Source organism: Labilibaculum manganireducens (assembly GCF_963665805.2).
GTDB lineage: Bacteria > Bacteroidota > Bacteroidia > Bacteroidales > Marinifilaceae > Labilibaculum > Labilibaculum manganireducens.
In genome coordinates this window covers 1,969,229-1,984,117 of sequence record NZ_CAXXEE010000003.1, presented here as the reverse complement: position 1 = coordinate 1,984,117, position 14,889 = coordinate 1,969,229, and the positions used below count along the sequence as shown (strand labels likewise).

Sequence of the window (14,889 nt, the reverse complement as noted above, 5' to 3'; positions counted from 1 at the left end):
AGTACAATTCACTTCAAAAAATTAGAGTATTATTTATAACAAAAAATGAAAATATTATGAAGTATTCATTTCGCCTATTTGTTTTCGCACTGGCTGTATTAGCTGGCGTTTCCTGCTCGAGACAAGTTACCCGGGTATCTCCTGATCAGCAAATTGATTTAAGTGGCCGATGGAACGATACCGATTCAAAATTGACTGCCGAGGCTTTAATTGATCAATTACTTAATCAAAATTGGATTGAAGATTATCAACAGGAATTTAATCGTAAACCTGTTGTTATTGTTGGCTTAATCACCAATAAAAGTTCAGAACACATCGATTCGGATACTTATATTAAAGACATCGAAAAAGCCATTTTAAATGACAGTCGGGTTCGCTTGGTACAAGCGGGTGCCAAACGAGAAGATCTTCGTCAGGAACGTGCAGACCAACAGGATTTTGCATCCAAAGCAACTCTTAAAAAATGGGGACAGGAATTAGGTGCTGACTTTATATTACAAGGCGACATCAATTCGATAATAGACAGTTATAAAAAAGAAAATGTTCGTTACTATCAGTTAAATCTGGAGTTAACTAATCTTGAAACCAGCGAACTGGTTTGGATGGGTGATAAGAAAATTAAAAAGTACGTGAACAAATAAAATTAGTACTCTACAGGAAGTCATTGGTTGGCTTCCTGAATTTCTTTATTCCTTTTTTCGATGAAGCAAAAATTATCCTTACATATATCGGGTAAGATACTCCCTGTTTTTTTATTTGGTGTTCTTCTTCTATTATCTGGTTGTGCTACCTATTACATGCAAAATGAAGCTTTTAACAACTATTTTTTGCAGGGCGACATAGCGAGTGCCGAGAAAGTACTGGATAAAGATAAAAAGAGCAATCGAAACAAAAACAAAGCCTTGTTTTTACTGAATAAGGGAACTTTATCGTGGATGCAGCAAGATTATGTTTCGGCGACTAAGTATTTTAACGAGGCGGATCTTTTCATTGAAGATCAACGTAAAAATATTGGTTCGGAAGCATTGGCAATGCTCACCAATCCAATGGCCAGACCCTATGTTCCCGAAGATTTTGAGAATGTAATGCTCAATTTCTATAAAGCGTTAAGCTATTTGGAAATGGGCGATACGGAAGCTGCTTTGGTTGAATGCCGAAGAGTAAATGAAAAATTGTATGCCCTGAACGATAAATATCCGAAGAATTATCAGAACAGATACAGCGATGATGCCTTTGCCCACACACTAATGGGATTGATTTATGATTCGTCGGGAGATTCGAACAATGCCTTTATTGCTTATCGGAATGCTCTTAAAATTTATGAGGACAATTACCTAAAGAACTTTAATACTCCTGCACCGCGGCAATTGAAAGAAGATCTTCTTCGAACTGCCTATAAAACTGGTTTGATGGAGGATTATGACTTTTTCAAAAATAAATTTGGCTTCGATTTCCAAAAGGCCGACAAGACTGAAGGGGATGTAATCATCATCTGGTTGTCGGGGCTTGGTCCGGTAAAAGCAGAATGGAGCATCAATTTTAGTGCCATTAATGGTCGCGATGGCTACCTGACTATGGTGAACAATGAAGAAAATGTTACGTTGCCTTTTTTTGTAGGAAATATGGATAGCCGGACACAAAATTCTTTTAGTGATCTGGATTTTGTTCGTGTTGCTTTTCCAAAGTATCAGGAACGAATTCCCTACTACACAAATGCCGATATCATTATAAATGATTCACTTAGCTATCCTTTGGATAAAGGAGAAGATATAAACGCAATTGCTTTTAAAACACTAAAAGACCGAATGGTACGCGAAATGGCAAATTCTTTACTTCGACTTGCTACCAAACAGGCAATTGAAAGTTACACAAGAAGTAAAGATGAAAATTTAGGTGCTATTATCAGCATTTTTAATGCCGTTACGGAAAAAGCCGACACCAGAAATTGGCAAACCCTGCCCAACTCTATTCACTACACCCGAATTCGATTGAAAGAGGGAAAACATAGCGTGACTCTTAGAGTAAATTCTCCAAACGGGGATAGCAAAGATCAGCAATTTGATCTTGAAGTGAAGGCAGGGAAAACCAAATATTTTACCTTTCACAATATGGAATCAAACTAACACCCCGTTTTTTGAAAGGGTGAAACAGACCAATTTGTTTTTCTCTGAAATAAATTCAGTATTTAAAGTCAATTCTTCATTAAAAAACCTTTGACAGCCCATAAATAATCCAATGGCCAAATCAATCAGTAATTTTTCAGTCTGATAACTCATCTGAAACGTGGAATCATTAATTTTCACTGCTCTAAAACGTGGGATTTCAACCAGAGTAAATCGTTCCTGAATTTTATTGTGGATGAACTCATCTATTTGATCTAAGAAATCAAATATACTGCTGTTGCCGGCAAAACTGGGGCGAAACAAAATTACCAAACGGGAGAAAAGATATTCTCCAAAATTTTTTGCTACATCGGGAACTGAACTTCTCACTTCGAAACTAAGCAAATTACACAACTCAACAAATTGACTGTATGGATAATCGGCTGTTGCTTCGTAAACACCGTTATTTCCTGTTCCCAAATCAGAAATGATCTTTTCGGTTAAGAGTAAACCATACTCCTTCTCTGCCATTTCCAAAAACTCTGTGAAAAATATTCCCTTCATCGTTCCTCCGCTTTTGCTATCGACCAATGCAAATCAACTGCATCAGTAAAAATATATCACTATTGTTATAGTGTGTAACGGACTAGAATAAAAGTAATTGTGTTTGTGGGAAAATAAATTTAAAGGAATTAATATTTAATACTTCGCCTTGTTTTCAATTATAAATCTATATTGTTTTGAGTTTTATTTTCAAGCTCAACCAGTAATTTCTGCATCGCAATAAATTTATTCTCATAATCCCATCTGCCTTTGTCTTTGTTATGCGCAATCTCATAAAACTTTACTGCTTCCTTAGGTTGATTGACTTTTTCGTAGATCTCTCCTACGTAATAAAAAGACTCTGCTCTTTCAGGATAATTGGAAATAGAATATTTTAAAAAAGCCATTGCGTCATTATATCGCTCAGCATCTTTAAGCTGAATACAAACATTCTCAAGCAGAGAATAAGGCAATTTTTCATTTCTGCCATAACTCAACAATACTTTTCTTTGATAAGTTTCAGCAACCTCAACGCCTTTTTCAACTAAAACCTGTACATCAGGATATTTGTATTCCGCAAAAATAGTATCCATGCCCTGCATTAAACTTTTACGATAGAGTGTGTAATGACTTTCGTCGGGCATCCATGCATAATTCCATTTGAGATCAGATGGTGCTTTTGTTTCTAAAGATCGGATTAAGGATTTACAGGATTTTAACATCTCCGCAGCTTCCTCAGCAAAAGAAACAAACAGTTGTTTTCTAATGGATGAATTGTTGCTTAAAAATTGATCAATATCGTTCACAATCGCCTTATTATTCCACCAAAGAATCGGACTAAAGGCCAAATATTTATCAAATAAATCGGGTCGTTTAGAAAATGCGTATACTACGAAAAGACCACTATAGCTATGCCCCATAACCAAGCGCTGAGTACTCGCTCTAAAATTATCCGCAATAAAGGGAAACACATCCAACTCGAGGGTTTTAATAAAATTATCGGCTCCTCCCCGGGTTCTAAAAATATTTTTATTCATAACTGAATCAACAGGAGTCATATCGCGGAAGCGATCGGTATTCGGAAGCCCGACAACAATATGAGGTGGAATAAAATGATTATTCATGAGAAAACTTAGAACTTCGATTCCCATGTCAAAGTTCGTTTCTGCATCCAACAAATAGATTGTTGGGTATTTATAATATGTGTCGTTATATTCGTTGGGAAGCAATACTTTTACATCGCGGTATTCTTTAAGGACTTTCGAATAAACACGGGAACTATGCAAATTTTTTAAGTTTACTTCAGCAGAAGTATTCGAGCAGATCAGTAAGGCAAATAAAGTTGAGAACAAAATTCGCATCATAATAACATTTGGTTTAGGTTTAAAGCGTTAACAAATTACGATTATTTACAGTAAGATCAAAGATTTAGCGAGACTTTACAAAAGCATCAAAACTATTGTTCATATTAATTGCGCAACACAATTACATATAAAAAGCCGAAATAAGAATATTCCGGCTTATGCTTCTAAAAAAAAATCTTTACTCTAAATATAAATCTAAATTTAATTCAAAATCATCATAAATTGTTTTATCTCCCAAATTATCGAAGAAAGAACCCGATCCGTAACGAACGTTGAACTTGGTTCTATCGATAGTCATTTTTCCACTTACATGTACGGCCGCATCATGTTTGTGTAAATTCGCCATAAATTCAATGGGTTCAGTAATTCCTTTGATTGTAATATTTCCTTTTACCTTGTAATTACCATCTTCCATTTTCTCGGCATTGGTAATCTCAAATTTTGATTCAGGAAATTTTTCCACACCAAAGAAATCGTCGGATTTTAAATGACCTTCCAACTTTGCTTTGTAACCAGCATCTTCCAGATCTGTATTAGCAATACTTGTCATATCAATAACAAAACTTCCTTTAACAATTTCACCTTCGTCAAGTACCAAGCTTCCACTCTTTACTTTAATGGTTCCGGAATGTTCTCCTGTCACTTTTTTGCCTAACCATTCAATTTTACTATTTTCAGCATTCAATTTTAAATTGTCTTTTTTTGCAAATGCCGTGCCTGGAGTCGAAACAACACTTACAACAAGAACTACTATCATTACTAAACCTAATCTCTTCATAACTTCAAATATTAATTAAATTTCTTTTATTCGTTTTAAAATCTCTGTAAGAACTTTACAATTACAAATTTAGCAGATGATTGTTCATCGGTAAATGGACAAATTCCCTTTATTGTTGGATTATTTTCTAATCAGACTCCGATAATCGCTTAATGTTTGACTGGTGTATTTTTTAAAGAAGCGACTAAAATAAGCCGGATCATTAAAACCCAAATTATAAGCTATTTCCTTTGTATTCAAATCAGAGCCATAAAGCATTTTTTTTGCTTCTTTTATGACTCTGTTTCTGATTAATTCTCCTGCCGTGATACCGGTTGTTTTCTTTGTAATCTCATTCAAACATGTTGCTCTCAAATTAAGCATATCAGCATAAGAAGAAACATTTTTTTGTTCTTTGTAATTATCATCTATCAGCTGTTTAAATTTAATGATGACCGAACCCGGATGCTCTTCGTCTAAACTCACATCCAAATCGTGCTGCACTTCATAAATTCTTCTTGATTCCATAAAAACAACTTCAATTGCTGCAATAACATCTCGTGACGGTACCGATCGTCATTCTCAAATTCTTTTTCCATCAATTCTGTAATTCCCTTAAAAACAATTTGCTGCTTTTCATCCAATGTAATAATTGATCGGAAATCGGGATTACTGAACAATGTTGAATCGGAAACAGAATCTTCACCATTCTCTTTAACAGCAAAAAATGCTTCGTTAAAGGTTATAGAATAACCTGTGCAATGTGCATTACTAATAAAACGATGCATTAAGCCCGGAGGCACAAAAAGAATCGAATTTTTCCGCAATGTATACTCAACATATTTGGTGGCATGTATTGCTTCTCCTTCCTTAATCCATGTAATGGTGTAAAAATTATGCATATGATCGTCCCCATTCTGCTTTCTTACTTCATTACACATGTTCTGAAGTTTATGAATGTGAAATAATGCTTTGGATTCTTCAACGTCCTCAAATAATTCTGAAGGTTCTCTGTTCATATGATTATAATTGTGTTTTTGCCATATGAAACTCCCAAATTACACTCATTATAACTGTAATTCTTTTCACATGGTCGTTTCAACTGATTTTTCTTGTATTCTAGTAAAATTATACAAATAATTCCAGACAATTATATCTTTTACTTGTTAATCGCTTGTTAAACTTCGCCAACATTCATATATCCTTAGCTAAATCTACTAAGAGCTAAGACTTCTTAGCCTGTTGCAGTAAAAATTCTTCTATTGTAAAATCCTACCTGTAAAGTTCTTAGCAAAACCGATCGTTTTTGTCTCTAAAAAAACATTAAAACATTTGGATAAATCGGTCTAAAACCCCTATATTTGCAGGGCAATTAAGAAAAAGGACGCGTAGCATAACTGGATAGTGCACCTCGTTACGGCCGAGGAGGTTGGGGGTTCGAATCCCTCCGTGTTCACAGAAAAACTCATCAAAAAACTGATGAGTTTTTTTTATGTGCTAATTGCCCAAATTTTCTGCTTGAACCAAAAAATGCCACCCGAATTATCAAGTGGCATTTCAAAATTATTAAGCTTCTAATTATTTGACAACTATGCCCAAAACTTCTAATTTCTGACGCTCGCTACCCTCGTAAAACAAATCGAGACAAGCACGTAAATCGGAGCAATAAGCCATAAATTCGACATAGTACTCTTGTTTTTGAGCGGTGGCTTGCTGCGCTTCTCCATCCTCTTTTTCAGCCTTCAGCTTTAAATCATCCAGTTTGACCAAATCTGCCTGCAATGCTGTTATTGCCTCGGGAGCTAAAGCCGCCATAGTCAGTTTTTCCTGAATAGCTTCATGCGTAACAATTGCATTTACTGTTTCATCGGCCAATGCTTTCCACTCAGGATATGCTGCCGGCACTTCCTTATTTAAACGCAATAGGGTTGATAATTCAAGATCATTTTTAAAAAAATACCGACCCACCTTACGAATACGAATCAGCTTATCGCGAAGCATCGTGTAAAACCCGTTAAATTCCCGAGTTGCCATACTGGATTCAATACCTTCGATATTTTGAAGCTCGAAAGCTGTTTTGGTTTTTGTATAAAGCGACTTTCCCAATTCGATACGCTCTTCGGAATAGATTGGCTGTATGCATTCCTTGATGGATTCATCAGCCGAAATACCATAAACCAATAGTCGTCCTTTTTCCAGTTCTTTTAAATAACTTTCTTTCATCTGTTTATAATTTGTTTTTATTTGCCATATGGAACTTACCATGCTGAAATAATCATCTCCCTGTGTGTCAAAATCGATTTGGCATGGACGTTTCATCTGTTTGTATTTTTTTATTTTTGGTTAGATGGAACTTTCAATGAGTAAATAATCATTCCCGAGTATGAGTTAATAATTATTGAATCATGGACGTTTCATATGATTATAATTGTATGTTTTTGCCATATAGCCTGTCCCGAACTTGTTTCGGGAGAACTTACCATGCTTGGAATAATCATCTCCCTGTGGGTTAAAATCACTTTGGCATGGACGTTTCATAACATTACTTTTTAAATGCTCTTTTTTTTTATTTGCCATAATGAAATTATTATTCTCAAGCCTGAAAAGCAAAAACTACTCAATAAATTTTTTATGATATATTTCACACTTTAGGAATTCTGCTTCTATTTTGAATTCATTTTTTACGACTTTCTGTCACTTTTTGATGATTCCCCCGGCTTTTTAGCTTTTCCCTGCACTTTTTAATGACTTTCTGTCACTTATGTTCAATCTCCCCACAGTTTGGAAGTGTTCCCTTCACTCATCTCTAATTTTATTGTACTTGAGTAGGATTTCCCTGCGCTTTGTGGCTTCTCCTCTTTCTCGGGAGAATTTTATTTTACTGATGGAATACTGGATTGGGTTTGGAAGGGTGGAATTTGGTGTGGTGGGAAAACTCCTCTTTTTTTTACCACAGAGTACACCGAGGAACACAGAGAAAAAGCATATTTGCAGAGCTTTCCCAGATTTGTTATCTGGATTTAATTAGTTGGCGATTTATAATCGCCTAAGCTGTAAATAGAGGATTGAATATCCTCAACTCGAAACCTGCAGATTACAAATCTGCAGGAGCACGGGAAATTATAAGATGTTGTATTTGTGTGATTTTTCAAATTATTTCTTCGTCCTATAGAATTTTTGCCTTACTTATTCTTGTATTTCTTTTGCAATGCATTCAAAAAATATCTTAGATACTGATCCAAAAAATCTCGATAGTGTTTATGATCTGGATTACGGAAAAAAGCACTCAACTCATGTTTGCTTATTTTTTTATCTATTAAGGCAAGCATATCTAAGATGTCATCTGATTTCAGATCCAATGCAATTTTTAGTTTCCGAAGAATCATATTATTACTTAAAGGATCTTCTGGCTCTGGCAGTGGACCTTCTCTTTTTCCGCGTTTTTCAATGATTAATCCGTTGAGGAAAATAGCCAGTTCTTTATCTGTGATTTCTATTAATAAAGGGTCATCATCTTTTTTAAACCAACCATCCAAATCCGCTTTACTAACATCGTAATTGGCTAATTTAAAAAGTTCAATCATTTTGAGATCACTAAAGTCAAACACGTAACGAACACGTCTTAATATATCATTATTGGTCATATTGTCTTTTATTTAATTTTCACTTCATTCATAATTTTCATTTTCCTAATCTAACTCTCTCGTTACTTGTGAGGCAGTTGCGCTAATCAACTCTTATTGTATTCAGGTTCCCGAAACTACAAAACAATAAGTGCTTACCAAAAGAAACAAGAAGAAATAAAAAAAGATCACCCCTTGCAGGATGATCTTTACCTAAATGAATGAAGGGATTACTTCTGTTTCCTTCGGTATGCAAAACCTATTGAAGTAGCTGTTTCAGCCCGTTGGAATTCTTCTAATCTAAATAGTTGTGATCGTTATTATGGATTGTAAGTGAAACTCTTACATTTCTCAACCAATTCCATTACCTGAGCATGGGATATTTCGCCATTGGTTATGTAAGGATATTTTATCATTGGATGATCGACCATGAAGCCAGGGAAATCTGCATTATAACCCGATTTTCCTTCTGCTGTGAATCTTTTGATCCAATTTGGAACTAATTCCATCAGCAATGCACGGGTTTGCTTGTTTTTCCAGTATTCGCTAAAAAATGTGTACTCGTCGAAAGCCAAAGGTACTTGCTGCGTTGATTGCAGGGCAACAACTTCAGATAATCTGATATCGCGTGATGATGCTGCTGCAGAAATTGTAAATTCGCCGCTTTCAGCAATCCACATCTCTCTTTTTCCATCGTAATAGGAAAAATCCCGAGCTTCCAATTTAAAAGTCACTTCTTTTTCTTCTCCCGGCTCTAAGTCAATTTTCGCGAACTTCTTCAACTCTTTTTTAGGGCGCAATAGTGTACATTCATTATCGGTAACATACAATTGCACAACTTCTTTCCCTTTTACATCACCTGTGTTTTTAACAGTTAAGGTCGCTGTTACTCCTTCTTTATCGGTCGTGTTTTTTGCAGATAGTTTAAGATTACTGTATTCAAAAGTTGTATAAGACAATCCAAATCCAAAAGGAAACAGAGGTTCAATTTTCTTTTCGTCGTAGTAACGATAGCCAACAAAAATGCGCTCGCCGTAAAGGACTTCGCCTTGCTCTCCCGGAAAATTTAAAAATGAAGGAGTGTCTTCTAATTTCACAGGAAATGTTTCGGCCAGTTTGCCTGATGGATTTATTTTCCCAAACAAAACATCGGCAACAGCACCAGCTCCGGCTTGTCCGCCCAGCCAGGTTTCCAAAATACCATCCACTTCATTTATCCAAGGCATGGTAACTGCGCTTCCGTTGGTAAGTACGGCAACCGTGTTTTTCTGAACTTTCGCAATCTCACTAATAAGTTTATTGTGAGATACCGGCATATTAATATGGGTCCGGTCAATTCCTTCCGATTCGTACTGCAATGGTAAACCTGCAAATACCAAAGCTATATCGGCATTGGCAGCTGCTTTTTTGGCTTCATCTATTAGCGATGTATCATTATCGTCAGATAATTTATAGCCTTGCGCATAGCTTACTTTTATATCCTTGCCATATTCTTTTGTGATGATGTCAAGCGCTTTATCAAGCCGGGTAGGTTTTACTTCAGAACTTCCGTTTCCCTGATAACGGGGAGCTGCGGCAAATTCTCCAATAATAGCCACACGCTTGTACTTCTCTTTTGTTACTGGTAATATCTGATTTTTGTTCTTCAAAAGTGTTATGGCTTCTGATGCAACCTGCCGTGCATAAGCGTGATGCTTTTCAGCATTGAGTTCAGCACCTTCTTTTTCGAGAGCTTTTGCTTTAAACACAATTGTCAGGATCTCTTTTACCAATTGATCAACAACGGCAATATTCAAATCTCCGTTTTTAACTGCTTCCACTACAAGGGAATCATTTACACCACTGACTCCGGGCATTTCGATGTGCATGCCTGCTTTCATTGCTTCAACCCGGTTAACCACTGCAAACCAGTCTGAGATAACAATGCCTTTAAATCCCCATTCCTTTTTAAGCATATCGGTTAACAAATACGGACTTTGAGTGCCGTAAACACCCTGAACCCGATTGTAACAGGCCATAATTGTCCATGGCTGTGCTTTTTTAACCGCTATTTCGAATGGAGTGAGGTAGATTTCGTGCAGGGTACGATTATCCATATTGGAGTTGTTGTACATGCGCATGGTTTCGACATTGTTGGCAGTATAATGTTTTAATGATGTTCCCACGCCCTGGCTTTGAACTCCGTTGATGTAGGCCGCTCCCAGTTCGCCTGATAAAATTGGATCTTCAGAAAAGAACTCAAAATTTCTTCCGCCCAAAACTGATCGTTTGATGTTGACACCCGGCCCCAGAATTACATTCACATTTTGCGCCTGACATTCTTCACCTATGGCTTGTCCAACTTTATTGACCATATCTAAATTCCATGTTGCAGAAAGTGCCGATGCAGTTGGAAAGCAGGTAGCCGGCAACTGATCGCCGTAACCAGCCTTATTGGTTGCTGGTGCGCGACGCAGGCCATGGGGGCCATCTGCGACCCAAATCCATGGGATATTCAAGCGTTCAATCGGCTGTGTGCTCCAGTCATCGCGACCAGAGCAAAGGGCTGCTTTCTCCTCTAAAGTTAATTTCGAAACCAGTTGGTTAATCTTGTCATTGACATCCAGGTCTGATTTTTTAGTCTGTGCTTTCAATACCATATTTGATAGTATCAGGATGGAAAACAATAGTAAATTTTTCATGTTTTATTAATTACAAATTACAGGGTTTAAGGTACAAATAATTACCATTATCCACATTTAAAATCCGGCTTAATCAATCAACATAAAAGATTGATTTAAAAATCATTTGATACGAAAAAACAGATTTTAAACTTGCCAATTGTATCAAATTAACATCAAAATTGATCTTATAAAATAGTGCTTATAGAATCAAGTGATACCCTGACCAGAACGGCTTGTATATAGTCAGAGCATGACAAGCTGATATTTTAAACAGGATTTTGAAATTAAACTGGTATTACAAGGATATAGTTGTGCTATAAATATTAAAACAGTTTCTATTTCACTGCAAACTCAGCACCCAAATCAGCATTGGAATCTCCTCCAATCCAAAGCATAAATTTTCCAGGCTCAACTACATTCTTCATTTGCTGATTATGAAATGACAATTCGCTTGCCGGAATTGTGAAATTCACTCTCTTTGCTTCTCCTGCCTTCAGTTTCACCCGATCGAAAGCTTTTAGTTCTCTTACCGGTCTGGTAACATCTCCAACCAGATCACGAATGTAAACCTGTACAACTTCTTCGGCAGTACATTCGCCTTTGTTGCTTAACAAAACGGATACTTTCAACTCTGCTGTACCTGCAATTACCGGTGTTTCAATTCGTAAGTCTGAATATTCAAAATCAGTATATGATAATCCAAAACCAAATGGATATAAAGGTTCAAAACCGTCATCCATATAATGAGAAGTATTTCCCAATGAAGTTTGATAAGCCTTTACTGGTATCTTATCAATTGAAGGCCAGTTATTGGGATCAACAGGTCGTCCGCTGTTTTTATGATTGTAGTGCATGGGAATCTGTCCAACCGATTTTGGAAATGTAATTGGCAGTTTGCCTGAAGGTGATACTTTTCCAAACAAAATATTTGCCAATGCTGCTCCTCCCATAGTTCCCGGATGCCATGCATACAGCACTGCATCTGCATTTTCGAATACATCTCCTATACTCAATGCTCTTCCTGCCATTACAATCAGAACGATTGGTTTGCCTGTTTCCGATATTTCCTGTATCAGTTCTTTTTGAATTCCGGGAAGATCAAGTCTGGCCCGGCAATGAGCCTCTCCTGATAATATTGCTTCCTCGCCCACGCATAAAACAACTACATCAGACGATTTTGCAGCCTTTATTGCCTGTTTGAAACCATCTGAATTTTTGTCTCGTGTGTATTTTAATCCTTTTGCAAAATTCACCTTCGCATTTCCCAGCAAATTTCTAATTCCTTCGAGTGGCGTAATTGATAACAAGCTGTCGGCATCGAAGCTCCATGTTCCCAATTGCTCGTATTTTTCATGAGCCATTGGGCCAATAACTGCAACTGAATTTATTTTTGTTGAAAGAGGCAACAGTTTATTTTTATTCTTTAAAAGAACGATGCTCTGTTCCGCCGCTTCCAGAGCAGCTTTCTCTATGTCTTTTTCTCCAATTTCGCCCTGTCCGTTTTCATCTACATATGGATTTTCAAATAATCCAAGTTCAATTTTGATTCGCAGTATATTTCTTACTGCATCATCAACTAAATCTATATTTATAAGCCCCTCATCCAAAAGTTCCTTAATATGATTTTTGTAACAGGTGGAAGCCATTTCCATATCAACGCCTGCTATCAAAGCTTTTCTTGCTGCATCTTTTTCATCAGAAGAAAAACCATGACTGATCAATTCATGAATAGATGCCCAGTCGCTGACCACCATTCCATCAAATTGCCACTCCTCTCTTAAAACCTTACGAAACAAGAATTGATTTCCCGAAGCCGGAACGCCATTCAAATCATTGAATCCTGTCATAAAAGTTCTGATACCGGCATCCTTGGCTGCTTTGAATGATTTAAAATAAATATCCCACAATTCTCCTTCAGGAATAAGTGTTGTGTTATAATCCCGGCCTCCTTCTGCTGCACCATAGCCGGCAAAGTGTTTTGCGCAAGCGGCTATTTTACCATTTGAAAAAAAAGAACCATTGGTACCCTGAAAACCTTCGGTAGAGGCAACAGCCATTTTTGAGACCAAGTATGGGTCTTCTCCAAAACTTTCTGCAATTCTCCCCCATCGTGAATCCCGGGCAATATCAATCATGGGTGCAAATGTCCAGTTAACACCAGCTAAATAAGCCTCTTGTGCTGCAATGCCTGCTCCTTTTTTTACAATTTCAGGATTCCAGGTAGCTGCTTGTCCCAAAGGAATTGGGAATATGGTTTTAAAACCATGTACAACATCTCTGCCTATTAACAAAGGAATACCCAACCGACTTTCTTCAATTGCTGTTTTTTGAATTTCATTTACTGTTTTTACGTCAACTTCGTTCAAAATAGAGCCAACATTTCCAGCCTTTATTTCTTCTTTTATCTTATCCGGAATTTGTCCGGAAAAGCCATTGATCTGACACATCTGTCCTATTTTTTCATCAATTGTCATTTGCGACAAAAGTTTCTCAATCTTCTGATCATTCTTAGATAAAGAAGATACACAAGACTGTAAAAGGCAAAGACATATCCCTAATACGTAAAATCTATTTACCATTTTTTCATTTTTAATCGTTCTTGAAAACCCAAACGGAATCAACTTTCACCTGTGTGAAAATTGAATTAGTTTAGCCCAGAGTTTCTTTCTCAGTCCCTTCAACGGCAAACTTAAAAAAGGGGCGCTGCACAAAGAATTCCAATGCCTTCCGAGTGCAACGCCCCAAAACTAATCTAATTTATAATAATGAACTTTTTCAGATTTAAATCCATGAGTATATAGCCCAAATCTAGCAGAGGTGTTATTGAACTGAACGAATTTCCACATTATCGATAGAAATTCCTTCCTTCATATCGCCACCGCCACCTCTTATAACAAGATATACTGTTCCTGCAGCAGCAGCGGTAAAGACTCCATTGGTTTCGGTTGAACTTCCTACATTGGTAAATTTCCCTGCAAATGGAGTTGTTCCACTTCCATCCCACGTATTTATGCTCAATAATTTTTCTCCTTCATTGTAATCGCCGGATACTGTTTCCGGATCACTATAACCACAATACACTTCGAACCATGTATCGGAACAGCCTGTAGCAGAACTGATATACATATCGATTTGATAACTACGCCCTTCTTCTACCTGGATGGCTTGGTAAATTCCATCACCTCCCCAGCTGGGCGTTGTTAAATTAGCTTTACCGTCATTAAAATTCCATGTACCGTTACCTGCACCCGTGCCACCAATTGTCCATTCTGCTATATCATCTTCAGAAGAAAACTTACCTCCTCTGATTAAATTTCCAGAAATTGGATCTGAAGTTTCAACATTCACTATGCTTGATGCTTCGCTGCTAAAAATTCCACCTGCTGCAATTACCTTATGCTTTATTTCATATTCTCCTGCATCTGGTAAGAACAATTCAAATGAATTACCGCCAGTAGAAAAACCTGTTCCATCTCCTAGATCCCAATAATTACTAATAACATATTTGTTACTATTGGTCGTAATTTGATATCTGTTTGCAGAAATTTCATCCACTGAAAATCTTACATCTATCATTTGTTCTGTTACATGTTCTTGATCGTCGTAAGTATCCTGAGTACAGGAAACCATTCCTAAAGAAGTCAACAAGACGAATAATCCTATATATATTATTTCAATACGTTTCATGTGTTTATGATTTGATTTATATGTCACATGGAACACCCAAATTGCAAGCATCTTCCTGTATGTGAATCGTTTTGAATGGGTGTTTCATATGATTATAATTTGTTTTCATTTGCCATATGGAACTTACCATATAATCATCTCCCTGTGTGT

Annotated in this window: 13 protein-coding genes and 1 tRNA gene; 3 read left to right on the top strand and 11 right to left on the bottom strand. The window is 36.7% G+C overall.

Annotated elements, in window-relative coordinates; translation table 11 throughout:
- Nucleotides 1–56: 56 nt before the first annotated feature.
- A complete protein-coding gene (locus ACHZAX_RS07575) occupies nt 57–641 on the top strand; it encodes a penicillin-binding protein activator LpoB (RefSeq protein WP_101309201.1) in 585 nt (194 codons plus the stop codon).
- Between the two features lie 60 nt (nt 642–701).
- The gene (locus ACHZAX_RS07570) at nt 702–2,123 is read left to right on the top strand and encodes a COG3014 family protein (RefSeq protein ID WP_320018641.1); all 1,422 of its coding nucleotides are present in this window, start codon (nt 702–704) and stop codon (nt 2,121–2,123) included.
- Here the strand turns inward: ACHZAX_RS07570 and ACHZAX_RS07565 are convergent.
- From ACHZAX_RS07565 to ACHZAX_RS07545, 5 genes are all read right to left on the bottom strand, one after another.
- Nucleotides 2,115–2,666 carry a heme NO-binding domain-containing protein gene (locus ACHZAX_RS07565; RefSeq protein WP_320018640.1) on the bottom strand — a complete coding sequence of 184 codons (552 nt, stop codon included), beginning with the start codon at nt 2,664–2,666 and terminating at the stop codon, nt 2,115–2,117. The genes ACHZAX_RS07570 and ACHZAX_RS07565 overlap by 9 nt on opposite strands.
- 158 nt (nt 2,667–2,824) lie before the next feature.
- Nucleotides 2,825–4,009, bottom strand: coding sequence for an alpha/beta hydrolase-fold protein (locus tag ACHZAX_RS07560; RefSeq protein WP_320018639.1), 1,185 nt, complete (start codon nt 4,007–4,009; stop codon nt 2,825–2,827).
- A 178-nt stretch (nt 4,010–4,187) separates the two neighbouring features.
- A complete protein-coding gene (locus ACHZAX_RS07555) occupies nt 4,188–4,787 on the bottom strand; it encodes a YceI family protein (protein WP_320018638.1) in 600 nt (199 codons plus the stop codon).
- Nucleotides 4,788–4,907: 120 nt separating this feature from the next.
- A complete protein-coding gene (locus tag ACHZAX_RS07550) occupies nt 4,908–5,294 on the bottom strand; it encodes a helix-turn-helix domain-containing protein (RefSeq protein ID WP_320018637.1) in 387 nt (128 codons plus the stop codon).
- A complete protein-coding gene (locus ACHZAX_RS07545; protein WP_320018636.1) occupies nt 5,249–5,785 on the bottom strand; it encodes an AraC family ligand binding domain-containing protein in 537 nt (178 codons plus the stop codon). Before ACHZAX_RS07545 ends, ACHZAX_RS07550 begins: the two co-directional genes overlap by 46 nt.
- Before the next feature lie 363 nt (nt 5,786–6,148).
- Here ACHZAX_RS07545 and ACHZAX_RS07540 point away from each other — a divergent pair.
- A tRNA-Arg gene (locus ACHZAX_RS07540) sits at nt 6,149–6,222 on the top strand.
- Between the two features lie 122 nt (nt 6,223–6,344).
- On the opposite strand, the gene ACHZAX_RS07535 is transcribed toward ACHZAX_RS07540, so the two are convergent.
- The 6 genes from ACHZAX_RS07535 to ACHZAX_RS07510 form a co-directional block, all read right to left on the bottom strand.
- Complete coding sequence (locus ACHZAX_RS07535) at nt 6,345–7,085, bottom strand: PQLLE family protein (protein WP_320018635.1); 741 nt, start codon at nt 7,083–7,085, stop codon at nt 6,345–6,347.
- An 84-nt stretch (nt 7,086–7,169) separates the two neighbouring features.
- On the bottom strand, nt 7,170–7,304 hold the full coding sequence (locus ACHZAX_RS07530) for a hypothetical protein (protein ID WP_320018634.1): 135 nt from the start codon (nt 7,302–7,304) through the stop codon (nt 7,170–7,172).
- 644 nt (nt 7,305–7,948) lie between these two features.
- Nucleotides 7,949–8,410 (bottom strand): YehS family protein, encoded by a 462-nt coding sequence (locus ACHZAX_RS07525; RefSeq protein ID WP_101309213.1) that lies wholly within the window; start codon nt 8,408–8,410, stop codon nt 7,949–7,951.
- A gap of 299 nt (nt 8,411–8,709) precedes the next feature.
- Nucleotides 8,710–11,070 carry a glycoside hydrolase family 3 C-terminal domain-containing protein gene (locus ACHZAX_RS07520; protein WP_320018633.1) on the bottom strand — a complete coding sequence of 787 codons (2,361 nt, stop codon included), beginning with the start codon at nt 11,068–11,070 and terminating at the stop codon, nt 8,710–8,712.
- A gap of 317 nt (nt 11,071–11,387) precedes the next feature.
- On the bottom strand, nt 11,388–13,631 hold the full coding sequence (locus tag ACHZAX_RS07515) for a glycoside hydrolase family 3 N-terminal domain-containing protein (protein WP_320018632.1): 2,244 nt from the start codon (nt 13,629–13,631) through the stop codon (nt 11,388–11,390).
- Nucleotides 13,632–13,872: 241 nt separating this feature from the next.
- On the bottom strand, nt 13,873–14,739 hold the full coding sequence (locus tag ACHZAX_RS07510; protein ID WP_320018631.1) for a hypothetical protein: 867 nt from the start codon (nt 14,737–14,739) through the stop codon (nt 13,873–13,875).
- Nucleotides 14,740–14,889 lie beyond the last annotated feature (150 nt).

Excerpts from the sequence above, each read along its gene's own strand:
- ACHZAX_RS07545 (WP_320018636.1), bottom strand. The coding sequence starts at position 5,785 with ATGAACAGAGAACCTTCAGAATTATTTGAGGACGTTGAAGAATCCAAA.
- ACHZAX_RS07550 (WP_320018637.1), bottom strand. The coding sequence starts at position 5,294 with ATGGAATCAAGAAGAATTTATGAAGTGCAGCACGATTTGGATGTGAGT.
- ACHZAX_RS07565 (WP_320018640.1), bottom strand. The coding sequence starts at position 2,666 with ATGAAGGGAATATTTTTCACAGAGTTTTTGGAAATGGCAGAGAAGGAG.
- ACHZAX_RS07555 (WP_320018638.1), bottom strand. The coding sequence starts at position 4,787 with ATGAAGAGATTAGGTTTAGTAATGATAGTAGTTCTTGTTGTAAGTGTT.
- ACHZAX_RS07570 (WP_320018641.1), top strand. The coding sequence starts at position 702 with ATGAAGCAAAAATTATCCTTACATATATCGGGTAAGATACTCCCTGTT.
- ACHZAX_RS07510 (WP_320018631.1), bottom strand. The coding sequence starts at position 14,739 with ATGAAACGTATTGAAATAATATATATAGGATTATTCGTCTTGTTGACT.
- ACHZAX_RS07520 (WP_320018633.1), bottom strand. The coding sequence starts at position 11,070 with ATGAAAAATTTACTATTGTTTTCCATCCTGATACTATCAAATATGGTA.
- ACHZAX_RS07525 (WP_101309213.1), bottom strand. The coding sequence starts at position 8,410 with ATGACCAATAATGATATATTAAGACGTGTTCGTTACGTGTTTGACTTT.
- ACHZAX_RS07530 (WP_320018634.1), bottom strand. The coding sequence starts at position 7,304 with ATGAAACGTCCATGCCAAAGTGATTTTAACCCACAGGGAGATGATTAT.
- ACHZAX_RS07535 (WP_320018635.1), bottom strand. The coding sequence starts at position 7,085 with ATGAAACGTCCATGCCAAATCGATTTTGACACACAGGGAGATGATTAT.
- ACHZAX_RS07560 (WP_320018639.1), bottom strand. The coding sequence starts at position 4,009 with ATGATGCGAATTTTGTTCTCAACTTTATTTGCCTTACTGATCTGCTCG.
- ACHZAX_RS07515 (WP_320018632.1), bottom strand. The coding sequence starts at position 13,631 with ATGGTAAATAGATTTTACGTATTAGGGATATGTCTTTGCCTTTTACAG.
- ACHZAX_RS07575 (WP_101309201.1), top strand. The coding sequence starts at position 57 with ATGAAGTATTCATTTCGCCTATTTGTTTTCGCACTGGCTGTATTAGCT.